At 62.1% G+C, this 22,878-nt stretch carries 15 protein-coding genes and 1 pseudogene; 2 read left to right on the forward strand and 14 right to left on the reverse strand.

What is annotated here, in order from left to right:
* Positions 1-56: 56 nt before the first annotated feature.
* A complete protein-coding gene (locus ADK28_RS17100; protein WP_048795946.1) occupies positions 57-980 on the reverse strand; it encodes an IS5 family transposase in 924 nt (307 codons plus the stop codon).
* A gap of 149 nt (positions 981-1,129) precedes the next feature.
* On the opposite strand from ADK28_RS17100, the gene ADK28_RS17105 reads away from it, so the two are divergent.
* Positions 1,130-1,642 carry a hypothetical protein gene (locus ADK28_RS17105; protein ID WP_193392137.1) on the forward strand — a complete coding sequence of 171 codons (513 nt, stop codon included), beginning with the start codon at positions 1,130-1,132 and terminating at the stop codon, positions 1,640-1,642.
* Positions 1,643-1,704: 62 nt separating this feature from the next.
* Here the strand turns inward: ADK28_RS17105 and ADK28_RS17110 are convergent, their stop codons facing one another.
* From ADK28_RS17110 to fes, 11 genes are all read right to left on the reverse strand, one after another.
* Complete coding sequence (locus ADK28_RS17110) at positions 1,705-2,196, reverse strand: hypothetical protein (RefSeq protein ID WP_048796225.1); 492 nt, start codon at positions 2,194-2,196, stop codon at positions 1,705-1,707.
* Positions 2,177-2,968, reverse strand: coding sequence for a winged helix-turn-helix domain-containing protein (locus ADK28_RS17115; RefSeq protein WP_048796226.1), 792 nt, complete (start codon positions 2,966-2,968; stop codon positions 2,177-2,179). The genes ADK28_RS17110 and ADK28_RS17115 overlap by 20 nt, the downstream gene beginning before the upstream one ends.
* A 270-nt stretch (positions 2,969-3,238) precedes the next feature.
* Complete coding sequence (locus ADK28_RS17120) at positions 3,239-3,859, reverse strand: DUF2238 domain-containing protein (protein ID WP_042706402.1); 621 nt, start codon at positions 3,857-3,859, stop codon at positions 3,239-3,241.
* Between the two features lie 121 nt (positions 3,860-3,980).
* A complete protein-coding gene (locus ADK28_RS17125; protein ID WP_414711763.1) occupies positions 3,981-5,000 on the reverse strand; it encodes a YncE family protein in 1,020 nt (339 codons plus the stop codon).
* Positions 5,001-5,106: 106 nt separating this feature from the next.
* Positions 5,107-5,967 (reverse strand): isochorismatase, encoded by an 861-nt coding sequence (locus tag ADK28_RS17130; protein ID WP_016929399.1) that lies wholly within the window; start codon positions 5,965-5,967, stop codon positions 5,107-5,109.
* A 3-nt stretch (positions 5,968-5,970) separates the two neighbouring features.
* The gene (locus tag ADK28_RS17135; protein WP_048796228.1) at positions 5,971-7,599 is read right to left on the reverse strand and encodes a (2,3-dihydroxybenzoyl)adenylate synthase; all 1,629 of its coding nucleotides are present in this window, start codon (positions 7,597-7,599) and stop codon (positions 5,971-5,973) included.
* 7 nt (positions 7,600-7,606) lie between these two features.
* Positions 7,607-8,812, reverse strand: coding sequence for an isochorismate synthase (locus tag ADK28_RS17140; RefSeq protein WP_042706404.1), 1,206 nt, complete (start codon positions 8,810-8,812; stop codon positions 7,607-7,609).
* Positions 8,813-9,024: 212 nt separating this feature from the next.
* Positions 9,025-10,293: an enterobactin transporter EntS gene (entS, locus tag ADK28_RS17145; protein WP_033638942.1), complete on the reverse strand. Its 1,269-nt coding sequence runs from the start codon at positions 10,291-10,293 to the stop codon at positions 9,025-9,027.
* A 175-nt stretch (positions 10,294-10,468) separates the two neighbouring features.
* Positions 10,469-14,413 (reverse strand): enterobactin synthase subunit F, encoded by a 3,945-nt coding sequence (locus ADK28_RS17150; RefSeq protein WP_048796229.1) that lies wholly within the window; start codon positions 14,411-14,413, stop codon positions 10,469-10,471.
* A gap of 32 nt (positions 14,414-14,445) precedes the next feature.
* Entirely contained in the window at positions 14,446-14,652 is a 207-nt protein-coding gene (locus tag ADK28_RS17155) for an MbtH family protein (RefSeq protein WP_048796235.1), read from the reverse strand.
* On the reverse strand, positions 14,627-16,006 hold the full coding sequence (gene fes / locus ADK28_RS17160; protein WP_075202095.1) for an enterochelin esterase: 1,380 nt from the start codon (positions 16,004-16,006) through the stop codon (positions 14,627-14,629). Before fes ends, ADK28_RS17155 begins: the two co-directional genes overlap by 26 nt.
* Positions 16,007-16,290: 284 nt before the next feature.
* On the opposite strand from fes, the gene ADK28_RS17165 reads away from it, so the two are divergent.
* Positions 16,291-18,588: a TonB-dependent siderophore receptor gene (locus ADK28_RS17165; protein ID WP_048796230.1), complete on the forward strand. Its 2,298-nt coding sequence runs from the start codon at positions 16,291-16,293 to the stop codon at positions 18,586-18,588.
* 57 nt (positions 18,589-18,645) lie between these two features.
* On the opposite strand, the gene ADK28_RS17170 is transcribed toward ADK28_RS17165, so the two are convergent.
* Positions 18,646-19,878, reverse strand: coding sequence for a YncE family protein (locus tag ADK28_RS17170; RefSeq protein WP_016929407.1), 1,233 nt, complete (start codon positions 19,876-19,878; stop codon positions 18,646-18,648).
* A 47-nt stretch (positions 19,879-19,925) separates the two neighbouring features.
* Positions 19,926-22,833 (reverse strand): annotated as a pseudogene (locus ADK28_RS17175) (condensation domain-containing protein).
* Between the last annotated feature and the right edge of the window lie 45 nt (positions 22,834-22,878).

Consider the following 22,878-nt stretch of genomic DNA (forward strand, 5'->3'; position numbering starts at 1 on the left):
GGCTTTGTTGAATAAATCAGAGTCAGGCGACAGGATAGCTCCCGCCGGTACACCCGTTATGCGATCCGGATGCTGTCCGGCATCCCCAACAGCGTCATCCGGTTCAGCGCTTTGACCATCGCCATTGCTTCACCCACCTGCGCGTCATAGTCCCGCAGGCTCAGATGAGCACCCAAGAGCGTTTTGAACCGGAACATGGCCGTTTCTGCCACTGAACGCCTGTGATAACCCACTTTCTTTTTCCAGACGTCATTGCTGCCGCTCAGATGCTGATTTGCCACGGCGTGGTTACGTTCATGGTACTTGTCGGGCCAGTATTGCGCACCACTTCGTGGCGGAATGAGCGGCCTGATTTTTTTCCTCAGCAAAGCATCATGGCAGTAACGGGTATCGTAGGCGCCGTCTGCTGAGGCTTCCCTGATTTTCCGGTGGGTCTGGTTAATCAGCACCGGCAGTGCCTGTGCATCTGTCGTTCCGCTGAGCGATAAATCGGCACAGATAATCTCGTGCGTCGCACTGTCTGCGGCCAGATGGAGCTTGCGCCACACTCTGCGTTTGTCGGCCCCATGCTGCCTGACTTTCCATTCACCTTCACCGAAAACCTTCAGGCCTGTACTGTCGATGACCAGGTGCGCGATTTCACCCCGGGTTGGCGTCTTTATGTTGATGTTGACGGTCTTTGACCGCCTGCTGACCAGAGAGTAATCCGGGCAGCACAGCGGCAGAGCCATCAGCTTAAAAATCGAGTCAACGAAGCCCTGTAATGCCCGGAGCGACAGGTTGAACACGCGCTTCATCATCAGAACCGTGATGACAGCCATATCGGTGTAGTGAAGCGGACGGCCACGCCCTTCGGGCTGTGTACTGTCAGTCCATGCTGCAATGGCTGACTCATCAAGCCACACAGTGAGTGAACCGCGCTGCCTGAGTGCGTTGTTGTAGGCGGACCAGTTAGTGATTTTAAACTTTTGCTTTGCCATGGGGATCCAATGCTGAAACGACTGTATCGATCAGATCCGCTAATCACCTAAAAGTTCGATTTATTCAACAAAGCCACGTTTGGGTTGAACATGGGCTGAAAGCCTCCAATAACAACCTGAATAATTACGTTTCCGGCTTACGCAAGTCATTGGCGCAGTTCGGCGCGGAGGATATTATTGTCACCTATCCCCGTCAGGGGTTCAAATTTAATGCCTTAAGCATTCAACAGATGGATATAAAAACAGATGAGATTAAAAGTAATGATTATAGCGAAACCGAAATAGCCTCAACGCCGCCACCGAAGGCTCGGTTGCCTAACTTTCATCGCTCGGCGCAGCGTTTAATTATGATTATGGCCGCTTGTTTAGTGCCGTTTGCCGCGATTGTGCTTTATCAAAACAGCACGCGCATCAGCGTTTATCCGCTGGGCAATGAGCAAAATTGCCAAATCTATACCATGCGATTAGGCAGCGGCGACCTGGCAAGCATTAAGCGAGAGATACGGCAGGCTGGATTCAACTGTCAATATCAGGCGGATGTCTATTACTATGACAACATGCGTAATGACAGCGCCGAAAAAGAAGAGCAATGGTTAACCTATTGTCCGCGAGCCAGTAATAGCCCTTGTATTAACAATTACATCAATAATAAACAGCCTTAACCTTGCGCCATTTATCCCCAGGGCCAACGAAACAAATGCCCCCCGGCACGCCGGGGGAGCCTTCAAGCTGCAGTGGCACAAACAAAAAATGGGGCATTGTTACCAGTAAAAAGATAGTGCCGCGGATCAACTCGCTCTATCCGCCAATGGAATACCGGTGCGGACATCGGCAATCGTCGATTAAAGTCTTCTTTCTCCAAATTATCCAAAGGCTTTCTTATTGTCTCTTTCAAATGCAGCCTGTAGTTACTCCCTTGTTTCTGATAGTCGACCACTAAAATCCGATCAATGACATAACGCCTGTCACCATCAAACAGACTGCCATTCATTAACAAAGTCGCCTTTCGGGGCCCATCCGGCACTACGCTGAGCAACAAAACCCGCTGTATCAACTTATCGGATATCTGATCGCTCATGTACAGCACCGCCCGACACTCGGGCATCCCCGGTTTGAGAAACAGAAAATACGCGGAAATGCCACAGCCTAACACCGCCACGAGACTCAACAGAGCGTAGCTATAACGCCAAAAGCGCTTACTGAGCGCGGTCTTCATAGTAGTTCTCGCATTGCATTTGGCCCGTAGCTATCGCGTTCTGTGGGCAATAATAGTAGTAAGACGTTCTGACTCGCCCAATGGCATCAGACAACACCGATTTGCTATCGTAATAAAGCAACGTCGCCGGTTCCGTGCATCGATCTGATTTTCTTTGCGCCAGCATATTTTGCAAATGCGTCAAATCCACCTGCCCAGAAACAGGCTTATGATAGGAAGTCACAAACCTGACGTCACATTTGCCGATTTTCCCGACGCTTACCGAACTCAGCGGCGCATAGCCGGCATCCTGCCAGGCCCATACCCCACTCCCCGTTGCCAGCAGCAGCAAAGCGGCCAACCCAAAACGCTTAAGGCGAGCGAGGCGTCTCGAAGCCCCCGAAGATACGCCCTCAGCCACCGTGGCTGGCGTCTCCGCCTGCGGCAAGCCTTCCGCCTGGCTGTCCGTCGTCTTCAACGAAGCGGCGGTAAACATGAATCCCTGGCGCGGCAACGTGACGATAATGTCGTCCTCGCCCAGGGCGGCGAACATCTTGCGCAGAATGGAAATGGTGTTATTGAGGTTATTGCCGGAGGCCACCTGGCCGTGTGCTTCCCATACCTGCGTCAGCAAGGTATCGCGAGAGATCACAAGGTTATTGTTTCTGACCAACGCGGACAGCAGGCGGTTCAACGTGGCGGTGAGCGGTTGAGGCGGCAGCTCAGCGTCGAGATCCACCAGTTCTGATCTATCTTCATGATATTTAATCTTATTATTAATAATGTATCTCATTATTCCCCGCTCAAAAAACTAATCAATACTAATTAGCCCTTGTTAAACACGGGAATACTAGCACACGGCATGGGTTAAGAAAATTCTTATAAAAACATATAAAAAACTAATTAAACATAAATATAGGAAATAACATTGCGCTTTATTACAGAGTACAAAATATTTAACTGATAGCTGTTGTTTTATCATGTCGGCATTAAAAATGCCGCCCGGCAAATACCGGGCGGCACGAGAAATATCTATTTTCACCAGGCCCAACCGCCGCCGGGCTTACGCCTTTAAACGCCGCAGTTGCCGATCTTGCCAACCACCGAACAGCCACTGGCCGGCTATCGCACCGAGCAAGGCGCAGAACATGTCGGACTGCGTGTCCCACGGGTCGCCTTGGGTGCCGAGAAACTCATCGGCGCCCTGGCCCAGCGCCAGCGCCGCCCACCACTCGATCAGTTCATACACCGCGCTGATCGCCAGCGCGATACAGCACACCATGAAGCCCAGCATTTTGCGACCCCGCACATAACCGCCGCGCAGCAGGATCTCGCGCGCCGCCAGCGCCGGCACCAACCCCTGGAAGAAATGCCCCAGTTTGTCGTATGGGTTGCGGCCAAGCCCCAGCCACTGCTGCACCTCAAACCCCAGCGGCACGCGGGCGTAGCTGTACATGCCGCCGAAAATCAGGATCAGCGCGTGGAAGAAAATCAGCGTGTAGAGCAGCGGCGTCAGCGGGTAACGGCGATGGCTCAGCCACAGCAGCGGCAAAACGATCAATACCGGCGCCACCTCCATCAGCCAGGTGGTGCGATCGTAAGGGCTGATGCCGCTGTGGATCAGCGCGGCCAGCAGCAGCAAGGTGATAATGGACAACAACAGCGGAGAGCGTGAGACGGGCATATCCAACGTTCCTTCGGGTCAATAATGCAATCCCCTCTTTATACCGCAGATCGCACGGCGAAAAAAAACAGGCGGAGCGTCGCCGCTTCGCCTGTTCGGTGTGCGCTTAACCAGCGAGGGATTATTTCAGCGCTACGCGGATCACGTCGTCCGGCGCGGTCGCTTCTTTCTCGCGGCTGGAAGCCTGCTTGACGCTGACATACAGCGTCTGGCCGTCCGGCGACAGCGCCAGGCTGTTCGGGTGGGTCGGCGTCTTGATGGTGTTCAGCACCTTGTAGTTCTTGGCGTCGATCACGCTCACTTCGCCCGCCTGGCGGTGGGTCACGTAAACTTCATTGCGCGCCGGGTTGAACAGCACCGCCAGCGATTCCGGCACGTCGATCTTGCTCAGGATGTTGCCGTTGCGGGTATCCACCACCAGCACCTGCGGCTGCTTGGAATCGGTGATGAAGGCGCGGTGAGTGGCGGTATCCAGGCTGAGGTTCAGGAAGAAGTGCTCTTTAGCCTCATCCAGCTTCTTGCGCGACAGCACCTTGTTGCTCTGGGTATCGATGGTCACCAGCTCGCCGTCGGCGTTGGTGACGTACAGGCGCTTGGCGGCGGCGTCCAGCGCCAGGCCAGTGCCGTATCTGCCGGTGTCGGTCACGGTGGCGCGCAGGGTCAGATCCTTGCCGTCCACCACCCACACCACGCTGGATTCACCCAGCCCGGTAATGTACAAGGTATCGCTGTCGGCATCCGCCACCAGCTCGCGCGGCGCCAGCGGCTTGACGGTCTCGGAGCGCTGGCGCGCGTCCAGCACCAAGCGGCCTTTCACGTCGCCGGTCTTGGCGTCGATGGCGGTCACCGAGTTATTGACGGTGTTGCCGAAGAACAGCATGCCCGTCTTGGCGTTGACGGCTGCGCCAAACGGCTTGATGTCGTTATGGATAATCTGGGTCACGTCCAGCGTGGCCGGATCCAAACGGTAGACGATGCCGCCCTTGTCCAGCTTGCGGCTCTGCGAGGTGGCCAGGTAGAGCGCGTTCTCGCTCGGGCTGTAGGCCATTTCATAGGCGCCCTTGCCGACCGGCTTGCGCAGCACTTCCGGCGCGGTCTGCGCCAGCAAGGTGTTGGAGAACAGCAGCGTAGACAGCAGCATCAGCGGAAATGCCGCACGTTTTCCCTTGGTGATCAAAGTATTCATCAAAATCTCCTTATAGAGCCAACAGGGCGGCCGAACGGCCGCCCTCTGCTCGTGATTAAAATCAGGCTTTCTCTTCGGAAAGCAGCGCCCACCAGCTGTCGATGGTCGGGTTGCGCGCCAGCGCGATAAAGTCGATGTCGCTGCGGATCTTGCGCCAACGGGTCGCCAGTTCCATGATGCGCACCGAATCCAGCCCGTAATCGATCAGGTTTTCATCGTTGCCCATGTCTTCGCTGTCTTCGTCCAGCAGCGGCAGGATCTGCTGACGCAACGCGTCGATGCTGGCGATGCCGGCCGCCGGCAGCAGAGACGCGGTGGTCACCACCCGGCCGCAGCGGCCGGCGGTGTAACGCAGTGCCATCAGGTGTTCGTCGCGCGAGAAGTCCGCCAGGCCGTCGGCCACCATGAAAGGCTGGATGTTGCGCATGAAGGCGTCGATGGCGGTGGTCAGGCAGCCGATGTGCGCATACACGCCGCAGATGATCAGCTGATCGCGGCCGGACTCCTGCAGGATCTCCTGCAGCGGCGAGCGATGGAAAGCGCTGTAGCGCCATTTCACCAGCACCGTGTCGTCTTCGTCCGGCGCCAGCGCGGCAGTCACTGCCTGTTGCTCAGGGTGTTTGTTCAGGCCCGGCCCCCACATGTCGTTCAACAGCGCGCGATCTTCATCGCTCTGCTGGTTCGGCTGTGCGGTATAAAACACCGGGATGCCCTGCTGCTTGCAGTAGCGGCGCAGGTTGGCGATGTTCTCCACCACCTGTTTAATCAGCGCGCTGTCCTCGCCCCAGAAGTTGAGGAAATACTGCTGCATATCGTGGATCAACAGCGCGGCGCGCTGCGGCTCCACCTGCCAGGTGACTTTATTTTGCGGCAGTTCGTCCGCCGTCGGCAGCGCGTAGTCATTAAGTTTTGGAATGGCCATCGATTAATCTCCCTGAGCCTGAGTCTGTAGTTGCGCGTCGAGTTGCTGGCGCAGCCGTTTTTTGTCCACTTTGCCGACCGGGGTCAGCGGCAGGCTGTCCACCTGAATAAAGCGATCCGGCAGCTTGAAGTCCGCCACGCCCTGCTCACGCAGGTGGCGGCGCAGCACCACCGGCTTCAGCGGCGCGTTGGCGATGATATAGGCGCAGCTCTTCTCCCCCATCAGCGCATCCGGCATCGACACCAGCGCGGCGTTGATCACGTCCGGATGACGCAGCAACAGGTTCTCGATCTCCTCGGCGGCGATCTTCTCCCCGCCGCGGTTGATCTGGTCTTTTTGCCGCCCCTGCACGGTGATGTAACCGTCTTCGCTGATGCTGATCAGATCGCCGGAGCAATAGAAACCGTTGGCGTCGAAGGCGTCAGCGTTGTGCGCCGGGCTCTGGTAGTAACCGCGGAAGGTGTAAGGCCCGCGCGTCATCAACCGCCCAACCTCGCCCGCCGGCAACGGATTGCCGTCGTCATCCGCCACCCACACCTCGTCGTCCGGCGACATCGGCCGCCCTTGCGTCGTCAGAATGTGGCGCTCGTCGTCGTCCAGCCGGGTGTAGTTCACCAGCCCTTCCGCCATGCCGAACACCTGCTGCAGTTGGCAGCCGATTTCGTTCTGAATGCGCGCCGCCAGCGTTTCGCCCAGCTTGGCGCCGCCCACCTGCAGCAGTTTCAGGCTGGCGAGCTGGGCATTGCCGCCCCACTCTTCGATCGCCTGCAGCCACAGCGTGACCGCCGGCGGCACCAGCGCCGTCACGTTGATTTGATGCTGTTCGATCAGGCGAAAGCACTGTCCGGCGTCCGGATCGGCGGCGAACACCACCCGCCCGGCGCCATAAAACACGCCCAGCACGCCCGGCGAACTCATCGGGTAGTTGTGCGCCACCGGCAGCGCGCACAGATAACGGGTCTGCGCGTCGAAACGGCAGATCTCCACGCTGCGGCGAATGCTGTAGTAGTAGTCATTGTGGGTGCGCGGGATCAGCTTCGGCGTACCGGTGCTGCCGCCGGAAAGCTGGAAGAACGCCACCTGGTCGGCCGCGGAAGGCTGCGCGACAAAACCGTCGCTCGCTTCGCCCAGCCAGGCGGCCAGCGCCAGCTCGCCCTCAGGCTGGCTGCGCAGCGCCACGACGCGCAGCGAAGGATGCGCAGCGCGGAAGGCGTTCAGGAATTGATCGTCGGCAAACAGCCCGTGCTGGCGATCGGCGATCAGCAGCGCCGGTTTGATCTGCTCGGCATAGGCGTTCAGTTCGCTGCGCTGATGGCTGAACAGCGCATTGACCGGCGCCACGCCAATTTTCAGCAGCGCGAAGAACACGATATAGAACTCCGCCACGTTGCCCAGCTGCACCAGCGCGGTATCGCCGGATTTTACGCCGCGGCGCAGCAGAGCGGCCGCCAGACGATCGGCGCGCTGCTGCAGCTCGCGGTAGGTCAGGCTGCCCTGGGCATCGATAATCGCCGGGGCGTCGTTGTCGGCCTGGCGGTCGAGGATCTCGGTCAGCGGCTTGTCTATCCAGTAGCCGCGCTCGCGATAGCGGCTGGCGAACTCCGCCGGCCAGGGGGTAAAGGCAATGCTCATCTTGTCGTTATCCTTGATTTATACCAAAGGCACGCAGAATAGTGCTGAGTTTGGTGCCTGTTTCATGCCATTCAGATTCGGGTGAAGAGTCTTCCACGATGCCGGCGCCGGCGAACAGCCGCACCCGGTTGCCGTCAACGGTGCCGCAGCGGATAGTCACTACCCACTCGCCGTTGCCTTCGTCGTCGCACCAGCCGACGATGCCGCCGAACAGGCCGCGATCGAACGGCTCCAGCTTGCCAATCAAGGCGTGCGCCTCAGCCGTCGGCATGCCGCATAGCGCCGGCGTCGGGTGCAGCAGGCAGGCCAGCGACAGGGCATTTTCGTCAGGAGACGCCGCCTCGCCGTCGATCGGCGTGGAGAGATGCCACAGCGTCGTGGTGGTCAACAGTTCAGGGGTGTGCGGCACGTTCAGGTAGCGGCAGCGGCCGGCCAGCACGTCACGCATGCTTTCGGTAACGATGCGATGCTCGTGGCGATCTTTCGCCGAGGCCATCAACCGCTCTCCCACTTCGCGATCGCGCTCTGGGTCGGCCTCGCGCCGGGCGGAACCGGCCAGCGGGTTGGAATAGAAACGGCCGCCGTCCTGGCGCAGCAGCAACTCGGGGCTGGCGCCCAACAGCGCGCCCTGCTCCAGCGGCACATGGAAATGGAAACCGTGCGGGTTCTGGGCAATCACGCGCGCCATCAGCGCATGGCGATCCACCGGCTGGCGCGTTTCGATCTCCAGCAGGCGCGACAAGACCACTTTGTCCAACTCACCGGCCTTCATCGCGTCGACGGCGTCGCTGACCATGTTCATGAACGGCTGCTGCGGCGGCAGTTCCGTTACGCCGGCCAGCTCCGGCCCATCCGCCGCCGGCCTAACGCCGGCCATAAAGGCGGCGCGATCGAACCAGCGGCTCTGCTGGGGAATAAACAGCGCCGAAGGCTGCCGGGTATCGAACGGAATGGCGCCGCACAGCAGCGGTTTTTTGATGCCGGCCTGGCGGGCCTCGGCAAACGCCTGCCGTACGCTGCGCTGGAACTCGCCGTTCAGATCGGCGCCGTCCGCGGCCGGCAGGCGAATGCGGCTGAAACAACCGGTGGTGGTCAAGCTGCGGAAAGGGGAGGTAAAGAAGAAGCCCGACGCCGGAGAAAAATCAGCGGCGAACCGGTGTTCTTCGCGCTCCTGCATTTCCTTTCGATTGATGTCGTTCACGGCAGTATCCATCGCTTCGCCCTCAATAATTTGAAGTGATAACCAATATAATAATGATTATCATTTGAGTTAATTCCGCGCTAAATTACTCGCCGATATTTGCTATGTCAATAAACGTAAGCACTTCTTTCATTTCGAAATCATGACATAAACGCTGTGGGTTTTACGCATGCCGATGATAAGCATTGCTATTTGATCCCACAGCGTCGCATTAGCGCATGACGTTACTTTTCGCTGGCTGGTTGCGCCTCGTTATGCGGCTCCGGTTTGTGCAGCGTGACCTGGCGCAAACCGGTCATGGCGAACAGCAACAGGATGCCGAGCAGCGCCGCGCCGAAGCCGAAACCGCTGGCGCTCATCGCTGGCAGCATGAAGGCGCCCATCGCCCCCAGCAGCAACGCGCCCAGCGCATCGCCCACCACGTTTTGCGCCGTCCACAGGCCGTTGATGCGGCCAAGGAAGTTATCCGGCGTCAGGCTCTGGATCAGGCCGTATTGCAGCAGCGAGTTCAGCGCGCTCAGGTAGCCGAACGCCACCAGGCACAGCAACGCCAGGCTGTACCACGGCATCAGACCGAACAGGCCAATGGCGGCGAACGCCGCGATCGCCGTCAGCAGCATTACCCAACCGGGGCGCGCCACGTGCGCCACGCGCCCGCTGGTGAACGCGCCGATGGCCGCGCCGAGCGGCACGGCGGCGTACATATAACCGAGGTGGGCTGCGTCGATGCGCCAGCTTTCCGCCATCGCCGGGTACAGCACGCGCACCGCGCTGGCCATGGTCAGCAGCGCGCCGATCAGCGCCACCATGCCGATCACCTTGTTCTGGAACAGGAAGGCGAAACCGCCCGCCAGCGCGCGCAGCGGATGTTCCCGCGGCTGCGGCGGCGGCATCAGCTGCGGCAGGCTCAGCAGCGGCAACAGCGTCAGCAGGGTGCCGAACGCCGCCAGGCCGTAGTTCCAGGCGATGCCCATATGAGCGATCACCAGGCCGCCAATCGCCGGGGAAAGAATCGAGCCGAAGCGCACCGTCAGCATGCTGATGGCGCCCGCCTGCACGATGTTTTCGCGGCCCACCAGCGCCGGCGTGGCCGCCAGCAGCGCCGTCACCCCCACCGCGCCGAAGAAGCCGTCCCATACCGCCAGCAGATAAATGGCCGCCAGCGAAGGCGACGGCAACAGGGCGTTGAGGCACAGGCCGACGAAGCCGACGCCGCAGGTGGAGCGCGCGAACAGAATCAGCCGGCGCCGCTCATAGCGATCGGCCAATACGCCCCCCATCAGCAGCCCGGCGAACATGCCGCCGCCGGCCAGCGTCACCGCCAGCCCGACCTGCAGGGTGGAACCGGTCAGCGCCTGGATCTGCACCGGGATGGCGATCGCCATCAGCCCCAGCGCCACAATGGAGATGAAACGCGCGCAGAATACCGCGCGGAAAGCCCGGTTGGTTTTCAGCAGGCTGAAATCAAGCAGGATGGAGGGTTTGCTACTCATCGGTTGTTCACCACATCTTTAAACGGGGATTCTGCAGTTGCGGAGCGCTATGCTAGCACAGATGACGAAATCAATAATGATAATAAAAATCATTGATATTCAATTGTGAGCGACCGCAAGAAACGCCGCCAAACGCGGGACAATACCCGTGCCTGGCGGCGGGATGAGGGCGTAATTACAGCGTGCGCAAGATCCGGTTCAGCAGCGGCCCCAGCACTTTGAACGACGCCGGCGAAACGATATCGACATGCGCGCAGTCCAGCTCGTGCGCCTGCAGCGCATCGACGTACTGCGACCAGGTTTGCTGCACGTCCATCCCGTCCTGCAGCGTGCGCTTGGCGACGAACAGCGTCGCCTGGCCGTGGAAACGGGCGGTCCGCGTGTGCGACAGCAACCGCACCGAATCGGCGTAGTTGGCTTCAATGTTGTCGAACATCACCGTGCGCGCCTCACCCAGTGCCGGATCGAGCGTGTCCTGCGACACCGCCAGGAACTGCTCGCGCTCACGCTGCACTTCCTTCAACACGTTGTCGTCCAGCATCACGTCCCAGTTTTGGGTCTCCGGCGGATAGGTATCCAGCAGGCCGAGGAACGCCACCTGCTCGCCACGCGCCTGCAGCCGGGCGGCAATGCCCTGCGCCAGCGTGCCGCCCAGCGAGTAGCCGATGAAGTGATACGGCCCGTGCGGTTGCACCTGCAACACCGTCTGCAAGTGGGCATCCACCACCTGATCCATATCTTCGCTCAGCGCCAGCGGGCCGTCCGGCCGCGGCGACTGGATGCCGACCAGCGACCAGTGCTGATCGAGATAGCGCGGCAATACGCTGAACTGCCAGGAGAAACCGGACGCCGGGTGCAGACAGAACAGCGTCGGCCCCTCGGTGACGCGCAGCGGCAATACGCTGTCGAAGCCGCTGCGATCGGCCTCTTCCTGCGTGCGATCTTCCGCCAGCAAGGCGGCCAGTTGCTCAACGCGCGACGCCACCATCACCTGGCCGACGGACACCGCCTTGCCCAGATCGCGGCGCAACTCCGCCGCCAGGCGCATCGCCAGCAGCGAATGGCCGCCAAGCGCGAAGAAATCGTCGTCGGCGAACACCTGCTCGCGCTGCAGCAAACGGGCGAATACCGCAGCGATCTCGCTTTCCAACCCGGCCTGCGGCGGCCGCCCCGCCTTGCGCTCACCTCCCTGCGGCTGCGGCAAAGCCTTGCGATCCAGCTTGCCGTTGGCGCTCAGCGGCAAATCACTCATTTCCACCAACGCCACCGGCACCATGTGCGGCGGCAGGCGCTCGGCCAGCGCCGCGCGCAAAACTTCCGCATCCCAGCTCGCGCCGGGCTGCATCACCAGATAGCCCACCAGCTGGCGCGCATCGCCGCCGGCGTCCACCGGCGTGCCCTGCAACACCAGCGCATGCGTCACCGCCTGGCGCACGCCCGGCAGCGACAGCAAGGCGTGGTCGATTTCACTCAGCTCGATACGCTGCCCGCGGATCTTCAGTTGATCATCGCTGCGGCCCAAATATTCCACCGCGCCGTCCGGCAGCCAGCGCGCCACGTCGCCGGTGCGGTACATCCGTCCGCCCTCGCCGAACGGGTCGGCGACAAAGCGGCTGGCGGTCAGATCAGGCCGGCCAAGGTAGCCGTGCGCCAGCTGCACGCCGGTCAGATACAGATCGCCCGCCACGCCCGGCGGCACCGGCCGCAGGCGCGCGTCCAGAATGCGCAGTCCGGTGTTCCATACCGGCAGGCCGATCGGCACGTTGGCGCCGGTCACCTTCGCCAGCGCGTCGCCGTAGGCCGGATGCCAGGTCACATCCACCGCCGCCTCGGTCGGGCCGTAGAGGTTATGCAACGGCACTGCCGTGCGGCTTTGCCACAGGCGGCACAGCTCCGCCGGCAGCGCTTCGCCGCTGCAGAACACCTGGCGCAGCGCGGCGCAGTTCGCCACCGCCGCGTCGTCGTCCAGTGCGGCCACGAAAGCCGCCAGCATCGAAGGCACGAAGTGCATTGTGGTAATGCGGTGTTGCGCGATCAGCTGTTGCAGCTGCTGCGGATCGCGGTGCGCCTCCGGCGGCGCCATCACCAGCCGGGCGCCGACCATCAGCGGCCAGAAGAATTCCCACACCGAGACGTCGAAACTGCATGGCGTTTTCTGCAGCACCGCGTCGTCCGCCCCCAGCGGATACTGGTGCTGCATCCACAGCAAGCGGTTGACGATCGCCTGATGGCCGACCAGCACGCCTTTCGGGCGCCCGGTGGAACCGGAGGTAAAGATGATATAGGCCGCATGATCCGGCGTCGGGCCCGCGATCGCCACCCCGGCGGCATGATCGGCCGCCAGCGGCGCGTCATACAGCAAGATTTCGCCCTTGTCGGCGAAGCGCGCCTGCTGCGCCGGGTTGGTGATGACCAGCCGGGGCTCGGCGTCTTCCAGCATCATCGCCAGCCGCTCGTCCGGATAACCGGTATCCAGCGGCAGGTAGGCGGCGCCCGCTTCTACGATCGCCATCAACGCCAGCGACAGGAACACCGAACGCGGCAGCGCCACCGCCACGATGTCGCCAGGCTGCACGCCCTGCGCCACCAGCTGGCGCGCCAGCGCCGTGACCTGCTCGCGCGTTTCGCGGTAGGTGAAGTTGAAATGCGCATCCGCCAACGCCGGCGCGTTCGGCGTAATTTGCGCCTGCTGCGCCAGCAGTTGGCTCAGCGTGGCCGCCGGCACCGGATGCGCCGTGTCGTTGACCCGCGCCAGCAGCGCATGATCGTCGGCGGTCAGCATGTCGGCTTCGCCGATCGGCAACGTTGCCTGCGCGGCGAACTGCGCCAGCAGCAGCGGCAACCGCTGCAGATGCGCCAGCAGTTCCTGACGGCTGTAACGCTCGGCGTTGGCCAGCAGCTCCACCTTCAGCTGATGGTGCTCGTCGATAAACAGCGCAATCTCCAGATCGCGCACCGGCCCGGAGGCCAGATCGTGGGTAATGCCTTCGATGCCGGCGAAATCCAGCTGGTAATCGAACATTTTGAAGTTGAAGACCGTGCCGTACAGCGGTTCGCCGTCGCCGATGCGCCCCAGATCGCGCTGCACCTGTTCGGCGTCGTAGCACTGATGGCGGCGCACCGTTTTCAGCTCGCGGCTGATGCGGGCGGCGGCCTCATACAGCGTGGCCTGAGGCTCGAGGTGCATCTCCATCGGCAGCACGTTGATCACCGGGCCGGCCGCGCACAGGGCGGCCGATCCGGTGCGGCGCATGAAGATAAAACCGGCGCTGAAGCTCGCTTGGCCGCTCAGACGCGACACCCACAACGCCACCAGCGCCACCGCCATATCGGCGGCGTTCAGCTTCTGCTGCGCGCCGCACTGCACCAGTTCGGCGAAGGCCTGCGGATCGCAGCGCTGTTCCAATCGATGGATGCGCGGCGTGGGCGTTTGCCCGGCCAGCGGCTGCGGGCAGAGCGTGGCCGGCGGCGGCAGCTGCTGCGCTTTCTCGCGCCAGAAATCGGCGTCGCGTTGCCAGGCCGGCGCTTCCCGGTAAGCCTGGTATTCCGCCACCACGTCGCTGAACGCCGTGAAAGGCGTCGGTTCCAGCGCATCGCCGCGGCAAAGGTGGGTATAAATCGCCGCCACGCGGCGAGCGATGGCGGTGAAGCTGAAACCGTCCACCAGCAGATGGTGATAGCGCTGATACCAGAACCAACGGTCATCCGCCAAACGCATCACCACATGGCGATACAGCGGCGCGCCGCTGCCGGCGCGCAGATCGCTCGCCAGATCGATGTCCATCAGCGCGCGCGCGGCGGCTTCAGGATCCGACGACATCGTCAGATCGACAAGTTCCGGCTCATACACCGCCAGCGCGTCGTCCAGCCATTGCACCGGCACGCCGTCGCGTTCCGCAAAACGCAGGCGCAGCATGTCCACCTCGCCCAGGCCCTGGATGATGGCCTGCAGCAGAGGCTCTACGGCAATGGGGCCGTTGAGTTCGATGGCGTGGGCCACCGCGTAGGCATTGCGATGCGGGGAGATTTGATCGGCGACCCAGATGCCGGGTTGCGCCGCGACCAGCGGCCATTCGCCCGCAAGCGCCGGGCCGCTGAGAGAGTTAGGGGTGTGTGACACTGCTTATTGCTCCCGTAATTACCTGGCGCCGGTCACGCCTCGCGTGCTGCGACCGGCAGAATATCTTGCCAATGCTGTTCCAGCCACTCGTTGCACGCGGGGCGCGCCGCCGGGCCAAAGACGATCGTCCACTCGGACGGAATGGCGCGGAAATCCGGCCACAAACTGTATTGTTGTTGTACGTTGCGCAGCACCAGGCTGCGCTGCTGTTGATCATCGAACGGATTCAGGCTTTCCACCATGTGTTCCTCGTGCCGTTGCCGTCGCCGATACCGGATAAGCGGTGGCGAAAGCGGAGGCCCATACCGCCTGCAGCCCATCGGTCAGGCCGCTGCGCCAGCACAGCGCGTCGTGCCCGCCTTCCACCACCCGGTAGTGCACCCGATGGCCGGCGTCGCTCAGGCGCGCCGCCATTTCGCCGCTGACCCGATGCACCAGCTTTTCCTGCGAACCGGCTTCCATAAAGACCTTCAGCGCGCCGTGGTTGCCCAGGCCGTGCCGTTCTACCTGCTGCATCAGCCAGCAGGCGTCATCGGGAATGCTCGGCAGCTGCAGCATGTCGCGCCGCGGCCACCAGTAGGAGCCGGACTGGGTGATCACCGCGCCGAAGCGCTGCGGCCAACGCAGCCCGGCGTACAGAGAAGCCAGGCCGCCAAAGCTTTGCCCCGCCACCACCGTATCGGCCGGCTTGTCGCTGTGCGGCGCCCAGTCGGCCAGCTGCGGCATCAGTTCTTCCTGCACCGCCAGCCAGAAATCGTCCTTGCAGGTTAATTCTCGCGCCCGGTGCGGCAGATCGATGATGTCGATCAGCACATACACCGCTTCCGGCAACGCCCCCTCGCGGGTCAGCTGCATCAGCGGCTCCCAAACCGGCATCTGCTTCGCCCAGAACTGGCCGTCTAGCAGGATCGCGAGCGGGCGCTCGGCCGGCTTGCTGTCGCCGGTGGTGTAGATCCAGACGTCGCGGCTGTTGCCCAGGCGTTCGCTCTGCCAGGTATGGCGCTGCAAACGCGCCGGCAGTGGTGGCGTGCAGCGCCCGCTGGCGATCTCATACTCGTCGAACGAGCGCCATACCGGCTGCGGCGGCGCATCCGGCATGTGCAGACCGGAGACGCTGTGGCCGCTGGCGCTTTGCCAGGAGCGATAAGGGTTGAGCAGATCGGGGGTAGCGCTGGCGAACACCTGGTGCCACCAGTGACGCAGGCTGTGCATGTTGGCGTGCGCATCGTCGCCGCTGAACGCCGGCGGCCGCTCGTCAAAGCAGGGGATAAAGCAGTAGCTGCCGCGCCAGGCGCCGCTCAGCTCGGTCTGCCAGTACCACACGTCAGTACCGGCCAAGCGCTGCAGGCTTTGCGGCGGATTCGGCTGATGATGGTCGGTCAGGCAGTTAATGTTGATCCACACGCGACGGTAGGCGGAGGTCAATTCGCATCCCTGAGGATCGCGCCAGAAGAAGGTGGTGCGCCACCGGCCGTTACCCGCCGGTTCTACCCATGGCGTACCGCGTCGTGCCACCGTCAACCACCACCCTGGACTGCCCGCATTGCTGCTGGCCAATAATCTGCTGCTTTCTGACTGTAGTTCTGTATTCACAACGCCTACCCATTTTGTAGTTGGCGGCACCGGGAACGTCGACTTTTCCCTATCGCCGGCCACCGCCCGAACGCACTGTACGCCAAATACTATTGATAATAATTTGCATTTGCAATAGTGTGTAAGGCTTGGAGATCGTGCTGGTATTGCGCGCAACGGACAGGGATCGGGGATACATCAATGGCATCCCTTGCCGCAGCCGATTTTCTATTTCCGACTACACAAAAACTACAACCGCCCTTCCCCCCATTCGGCGAGGGATGGCAGCAAGGTAGGACACTCAGATGAAAAGCAAGCTATCACGTTATTCTTTAGCCACTCTTATCGGCTTGGGATTGGGCGCGTCCGCGTTCGCCAACGCCGCGCAGCAGACCGACACCACCACCACGGAAGAGAACAGCGGCGCCACGGAGAAAAAGCCGCGCGGCGAAGACACCATCGTCGTGACCGCCGCCCGGCAGAACCTGCAGGCGCCGGGGGTGTCCACCATCACCGCCGACGAGATCAAAAAACGCCCGCCGGCGCGCGACATCAGCGAACTGATCCGCACCATGCCCGGGGTTAACCTGACCGGCAACTCCACCAGCGGCCAGCGCGGCAACAATCGCCAGATCGATATCCGCGGCATGGGCCCGGAAAACACCCTGATTCTGATCGACGGCAAACCGGCCTCCAGCCGCAACTCGGTGCGTCAGGGCTGGCGCGGCGAGCGCGACTCGCGCGGCGATACCGCCTGGGTGCCGCCGGAAATGATCGAGCGCATCGAAGTTCTGCGCGGCCCTGCCGCAGCGCGCTACGGCAACGGCGCCGCGGGCGGCGTGGTCAACATCATCACCAAGAAAGCCGGCGATGCGCTGCACGGCTCGCTGAACGGTTACTTCAACGTGCCGCAGCACAAGCAGGAAGGCGCCACCAAGCGTACCGACTTCAGCCTGTCCGGCCCGCTGAGCGATTCCCTGAGCTTCCGCCTGTTCGGCGGCTACAGCAAAACGCAGGCCGACGCCTGGGACATTAACGAATCGCATAAATCCGAACGCGTAGGAGCTGCCTATGCCAGCAGTATCCCGGCTGGACGCGAAGGGGTGGTCGATAAAAACATCGACGCCTTGCTGCACTGGGACTTCGCCCATCTGCAGTCATTGGAGTTCGAGTACGCCTATGGCCGCCAGGGCAACCTGTACGCCGGCGATACCCAGAACACCAACACCAACGCCCTGGTGCAGAGCAACTACGGCAAAGAGACCAACCGCATCTACCGTGAAACCTTCGGCCTGACCCACCGCGGCGCCTGGGACAACGGCGTGAGCACCAACAACTACGTGCAGTTCGAACGCACCCGCAACACCCGCCTGAACGAGGGCTTGGCCGGCGGCACCGAAGGCATCTTCGACACCAAAAACACCGGTTTCGGCACCACCAAGCTGGACGACTTCCTGGCGCACAGCGAAGTCAGCGTGCCGTTTGAGCTGGGCGTCGCGCAAACCGCCACGCTGGGCACCGAGTGGACCCAGCAGCGGATGAAAGACGGCTCTTCTATCGCACAATCGCTTGAAGGGGCTAAAACCGGGGGAGCAATTGAAGGCATCTCCAGCAGCAATCGCAACCCTTATTCCTCCGCACATATCTTCTCGCTGTTTGCCGAAGACAATATTGAGCTGACCGACACCACCATGCTGACGCCGGGCCTGCGCTACGATCTGCATTCAGAATCCGGCAACAACTGGAGCCCGGCGCTGAACCTGTCGCAAGAGCTGGGCGATTACTTCACGCTGAAGATGGGTATCGCGCGTTCGTACAAAGCGCCTAATCTATTCCAGACCAACAGCAACTACGTGTTATACAGCGCGGGTCAAGGTTGTACGGCCGGTGATACCACCAACGGATGCTACCTGCTCGGCAACGACGATCTGAAAGCGGAAACCAGCGTCAACAAAGAGATCGGGCTGGAGTTCCATAACGAAGGCTGGCTGGCCGGCGTAACCTATTTCCGCAACGATTACCACAACAAGATCGAAGCGGGCACTTCTCGCATCGCCACCAGCAGCACCGGCACGGCGGTCTACCAGTGGGAGAACGTACCGAAGGCGGTGGTGCAGGGGCTGGAAGGCTCGCTGAACGTGCCGGTCAGCGAGACCGTCACCTGGAGCAACAACGCCACTTACATGATCGAGAACAAGAACAAGACCACCGGCGATTACCTGTCGGTGATCCCGAAGTTCACCGTCAACTCGACCCTCAGCTGGCAGGCCACGCAGGATCTGTCGATGCAGTCCACCCTGACCTGGTACGGCCGTCAGAAGCCGAAGAAGTACAACTACCAGGGTAAACCGGCCACCGGCGGCGAAACCCGCGAGGTCAGCCCTTACGCCGTCGTCGGCGCCAGCGCGACCTATGACCTGACCAAAAACGTCAGCCTCACCGCCGGCATCGACAACCTGTTCGACAAACGCCAGTTCCGCGCCGGCAACGCGCAGAACGTGGGCGATCCGAACACCGGCGCGATCAACATCGCCGGCGCGGGCGCGGCTACCTACAACGAACCGGGCCGTACCTATTACATGAGCATCAACACCCACTTCTGATGACATGTCCCAACGACAAAGGGCGCCGCGGCGCCCTTTTTTTATCTTTATATTCAGCTAGTTGGAATGAAGTTGAATACGCACCACGCTTTCCGGCTTGCCGGCCTTGGTGGAAGCGCCGTCGTTTTTCACCGTCACGAACAGCGCGTCACCTTTCGGATCCAGCGCCAGGCTGTTAGGGTGCGGCGGCAAATCCACGGTCTGCAGACGCTTGAGCGTTTTGGCGTCAAACACCGTCAGCGTCCCGGCGCCGTGATCCACGCGTACCCCTTTGCGGTTGGCGACATACAGCCGCTGGCTGCGCTCGTCGAGCAACAGGCCGATCGGCACCTCATCCGTCAGCTCGCTGGCCAGCACCTTGCCGCTGTCCGCATCCAGCGCAAATACCCGGTGGCCGCTGCTGCGCTTCACGTAGTCGTGCCCCAGATGATGGTTGCGGTAGTCGTCGCGATCGATGCCCTGATCGACGCCCAGCAGGCGATTGCCCGCCGGGTCATACACCAGGTTCAGCAGTTGATCGGCCTGCACTTCGTGCGTGGCGGTGATCGCCAACGTGTCGGCGTTCAGGGTGATCACCTGCCCCTGCATGTTGGAAACGAATACCCGACGGCCCTTCTCATCCAGCGTGATGCCCACCGCGTTGTAACCGAAGCCCGGGATCACTTTCTCCAGCTTGCCGGCCTTGGTATCGACCACGTACAGCACGCTGTCGACGCCGAAACCCAGGCCCGGCAGGAACAGACGGCCGCTTTGCGCGTCATACTTGATCTCGCGGAGGCGATACAGGTAGTCCTCGGTGATTTTAAACTTCTTCAGCTCCGCCAACAGGAAATCCAGACGCTTGCCGCTGATGCCCGCCTGCTTGTAAGCCTGCTCCAGCACCGCCTTGTCCAGCAGCTTGATGCTGCCCAGCGCGTGGTTGGTGGTGGTGTCCACCACCCCGACTTCGCCGTTGAAGGCCTGCGTCAGGTACAGGCGATTGCCCGCGTCGTTCAGCGCCACGCCGAAGCCTTTCACCTGCAGCGGGATCTCCGCCTTGATCGCCAGGGTGTTGGGATCCAGCCGCAGTACGCGGGAGCGCGCCTCTTCCTTCCAATCCGGCGCGCTGACGAACAGCGCCTGTTGCGAGGTGCTGTAGGCCATCTCCACCACCGTCGACGACAGCGCCTGGCGCTTGATGTCTTGTGGTTTGATGCCGGCATCGTCGGCCTGCGCGGCGCCGGCGACCACCAGAGAGGCCGCCACCAGCAGCGACAGTAACGCGCGCGGGGTTGCTAGGGTTCCAGACATCCTTTTATCTCCTTGAAAATCATGCTTTCGGTTAGAGTGAAACAACGTCATGCCTGCGGCCCGGGCGGCAGCGCCGCCAGAGCGATATCGCCAGCGATGTGCTGCGCAAACTGGGTAAAGACGTGCTGAACGCCGTCGGCGATCAGATTGGCCTGCTCCCGGCTGTAGTGATCCTGGCGGTAGGTCATCATCACCCGCAGGGATTTCGCCCCCGCCAGATCGTCTTCCATCACCTCAAACTGCAGGCCGAGCAACGATTCGGCTTTCTCCGGCTCCACCTGACGGTAGGCGATCGCGCTGCCGTCCTGCAGCCGGAACTCGCCGTTCAGCTTGATGCGGCTGTGGATCTGGATAAACACTTCGAACATGTGGTTCTTGCGGTCGGCGTCCACGCCGAACAGCCCTTCCTCCACCAGATCGATCGGAATGTCAGTGTACGGCAGCGAGCCATTGATGGTGTTTTTCACCTGGCTGACCAATCCGGCCACCGTCAGCCCCTCGTCGAAGCGCACGCGGTGCACCACCACGGTGGTGAAATAGCCGACGGTATCGAAGAACTCGGCTTCGTTACGGCCGGAAGTCGAGGTGCCCACCAGCAGATCCGCCGGGCCGCCCAGCAGGCGCAGCGCCGAGGTAATCCCGGCATACACCACGTTGAACAGCGACGCGTTGTTGCGGCGGGCAAGCTGATACAAGCCTTCCGCCACGGCAGGATCGACCTCGAACTCAAGCCAGCCGCCGTTGACGTCCGCCGGCGCCGGCACCGCCGGGTGGGTGGACGCTTCTTGCCGGAAGATCGGCTGGCCGACCGGCGCGCCGCGCAGCGCATCGAGCCAGTAGTCCAGATGTTGCTGCTGCACTCCCGAGGCCCGCTGTTGCCGGGCGAAGGTATGGAACTGCGGCGGCTGCCCGCTCCACTGCGGCGCCTGGCCGACGACGCGATGGCGATAGGCGACGCCCAGCTCATCCATCATCAGATTGAGCGACCATTCATCCAGCACCACATGGTGGAACAGCAACGACAGCAGCTGTTGGCCGTTGTCCGCATCTCGCAGTAGCGTGGCGCGCAGCGGTAGCTCGGCGGCCAGATCGAACCGGTGCTGGCCGGCGTCGGCCAACAGGGCGGCGGCATTACCCGCCGGCGTCTCGTGAGAGAAGCGGAACCACTGATAATCCGGCAGTTCTGCGGCCGGCACCACCACCTGCACCACCTCCCCCTGCTGCTCGACGAAGCGTGAACGCAGCACGGTATGGCGAGTCATGACGTCGATAAACGCCTGGTGCAGCGCCGTTTCGTCCACCGCATCGAAGAAGCGCAGAGAGAACGGCAGGTTGAAAATCTCGTCATGGCCGAAGGCTTCATACACCTTCCACAGCGATTCCTGCGCCAGCGACAGCGGCGCCTGCGCCCCCTCATNCGTCGGCGGTGGCTAGCGCGGCATTCGGCTGCGCGACGTTCAGGCGTTTGGCGTAGCCCGCCAGCCCGCGCGCCGTCGGATGGCTGAACAGATCGTTAATGTTGATTTCGATCTGATGCAGGCTCATCAAGCGGCCGATCACCCGAGTAGCGACCAGCGAATGGCCGCCGCGATCGAAGAAGTCTTCATCCAGGGTCATTTCCGGTGCCACCAGCGCCTCACGGAACTCCTGCAATATCAGCGGCGCAACGCTTTCATCCACGTCGCTGTTCGCCGCCGGCGCGGCCATCGCCGGGGAAGCGGATTCAGCCGCCGACAATGCGACGGTAATTCGCTGCCCGGCCAGGAACGCGCTGAACTGCTCCAGCAGGAAAGGCGCCGCGTGCGGAGACAGGCGCGGGTCGGTGACCAGCTCCAGCGTTAACGCTTCCGCTTCGGGCAAGCCCAATAGCAGCGCCAGTTCAAACGGCGTATGCAGCGGCGGCAGCAACAGGCGTTCGGCGTGAACGCCTTCCAGCCGCCACTCTGCGGCCAGATCGTCACGCCAGGCCACCAGCAGCTGCGCCCGCTGCGGATCCGGCTGTTCAGCCACGGCCTGCGCCAGCAGCCGCTGCCCGATGTCGCCCTCGCCATGCTGCACGGTCAGGCGCATCAGCGGCGCCGCCGTCAGGCCCAGCTCCAGACCGACGCACTCCGCCGTTTCTGCGGCTGGCACGCACAGCTGCACCGCTTGGCCACCGGCCTGCGCGGCGACGAACTCGGCAAACCGCGCCGCCACCGCCGCCAGCAAGGCCCGCGGCGTGTCGTTGGCGGGCAACAGCGAGCGATCAATGCGTGTGACCACGCGCGCGCCCACCGGCGGCAAGGCTTCAGCACGCTGCGCCGAGCTGCGGTAATCCTGCAGCGAGACCGCCTGGCGCGCCCAGGGCAGCTGTGGCGCCGGGATTTCCGGCAGCTCGACCGGCGCCGCCGCGAAAGGCAGAGGCATCGCATCTCCGTTATAGCGGGCGGACAGCATCGCCGGCAGATGGCGCCACGGCAGCGCTTCCGCCAGGATGTCATGCAATACCACGCCCAAAATCACGTCATCGGCAGGCGTGAGCAACAGCAGGCAGCGCAGCGGCGCTTCGCTTTCCAGTTCAAATGGCGCCGCCTGCACTTGCAGCAGACGACAAATGGCGTGTTGTTCATCCGCCACCTGACGCAGGCTCACCGGCAACGGCGCCGAATCGGCGGCGCGTTTAACCAGACCGTTTTCGTCATCAAAAACGTAACGCTCGTTCACGCCCGGCGTTTCCCGCACCAGCGCTTGCAGCGCCGCCGTCAGTTGGGCGATATCCACCTCTCCCGTCAGGCGCCAGGCCATCGCCCGCTGCCCGCGTGCATCACCCTGCTGCAGATGGGCAAACCATGCCCGTTCTTCGGCTTCGCTTACCGGCCGCTCGCCGTTCGCCGACGGCGCGCCCAGCGCCTGAAACGCGCTCTCCAGCCGCTGGGCCTCTTCATCGCTCAGAATGCTGTCAAAATCACCGATCACTGCGTTATCTCCTCTGCCCGGCCGTGCCGGGATAGCGCATAAAAC

Source organism: Serratia sp. 506_PEND (assembly GCF_001076875.1).
Taxonomy (GTDB): Bacteria; Pseudomonadota; Gammaproteobacteria; order Enterobacterales; family Enterobacteriaceae; genus Serratia; species Serratia marcescens.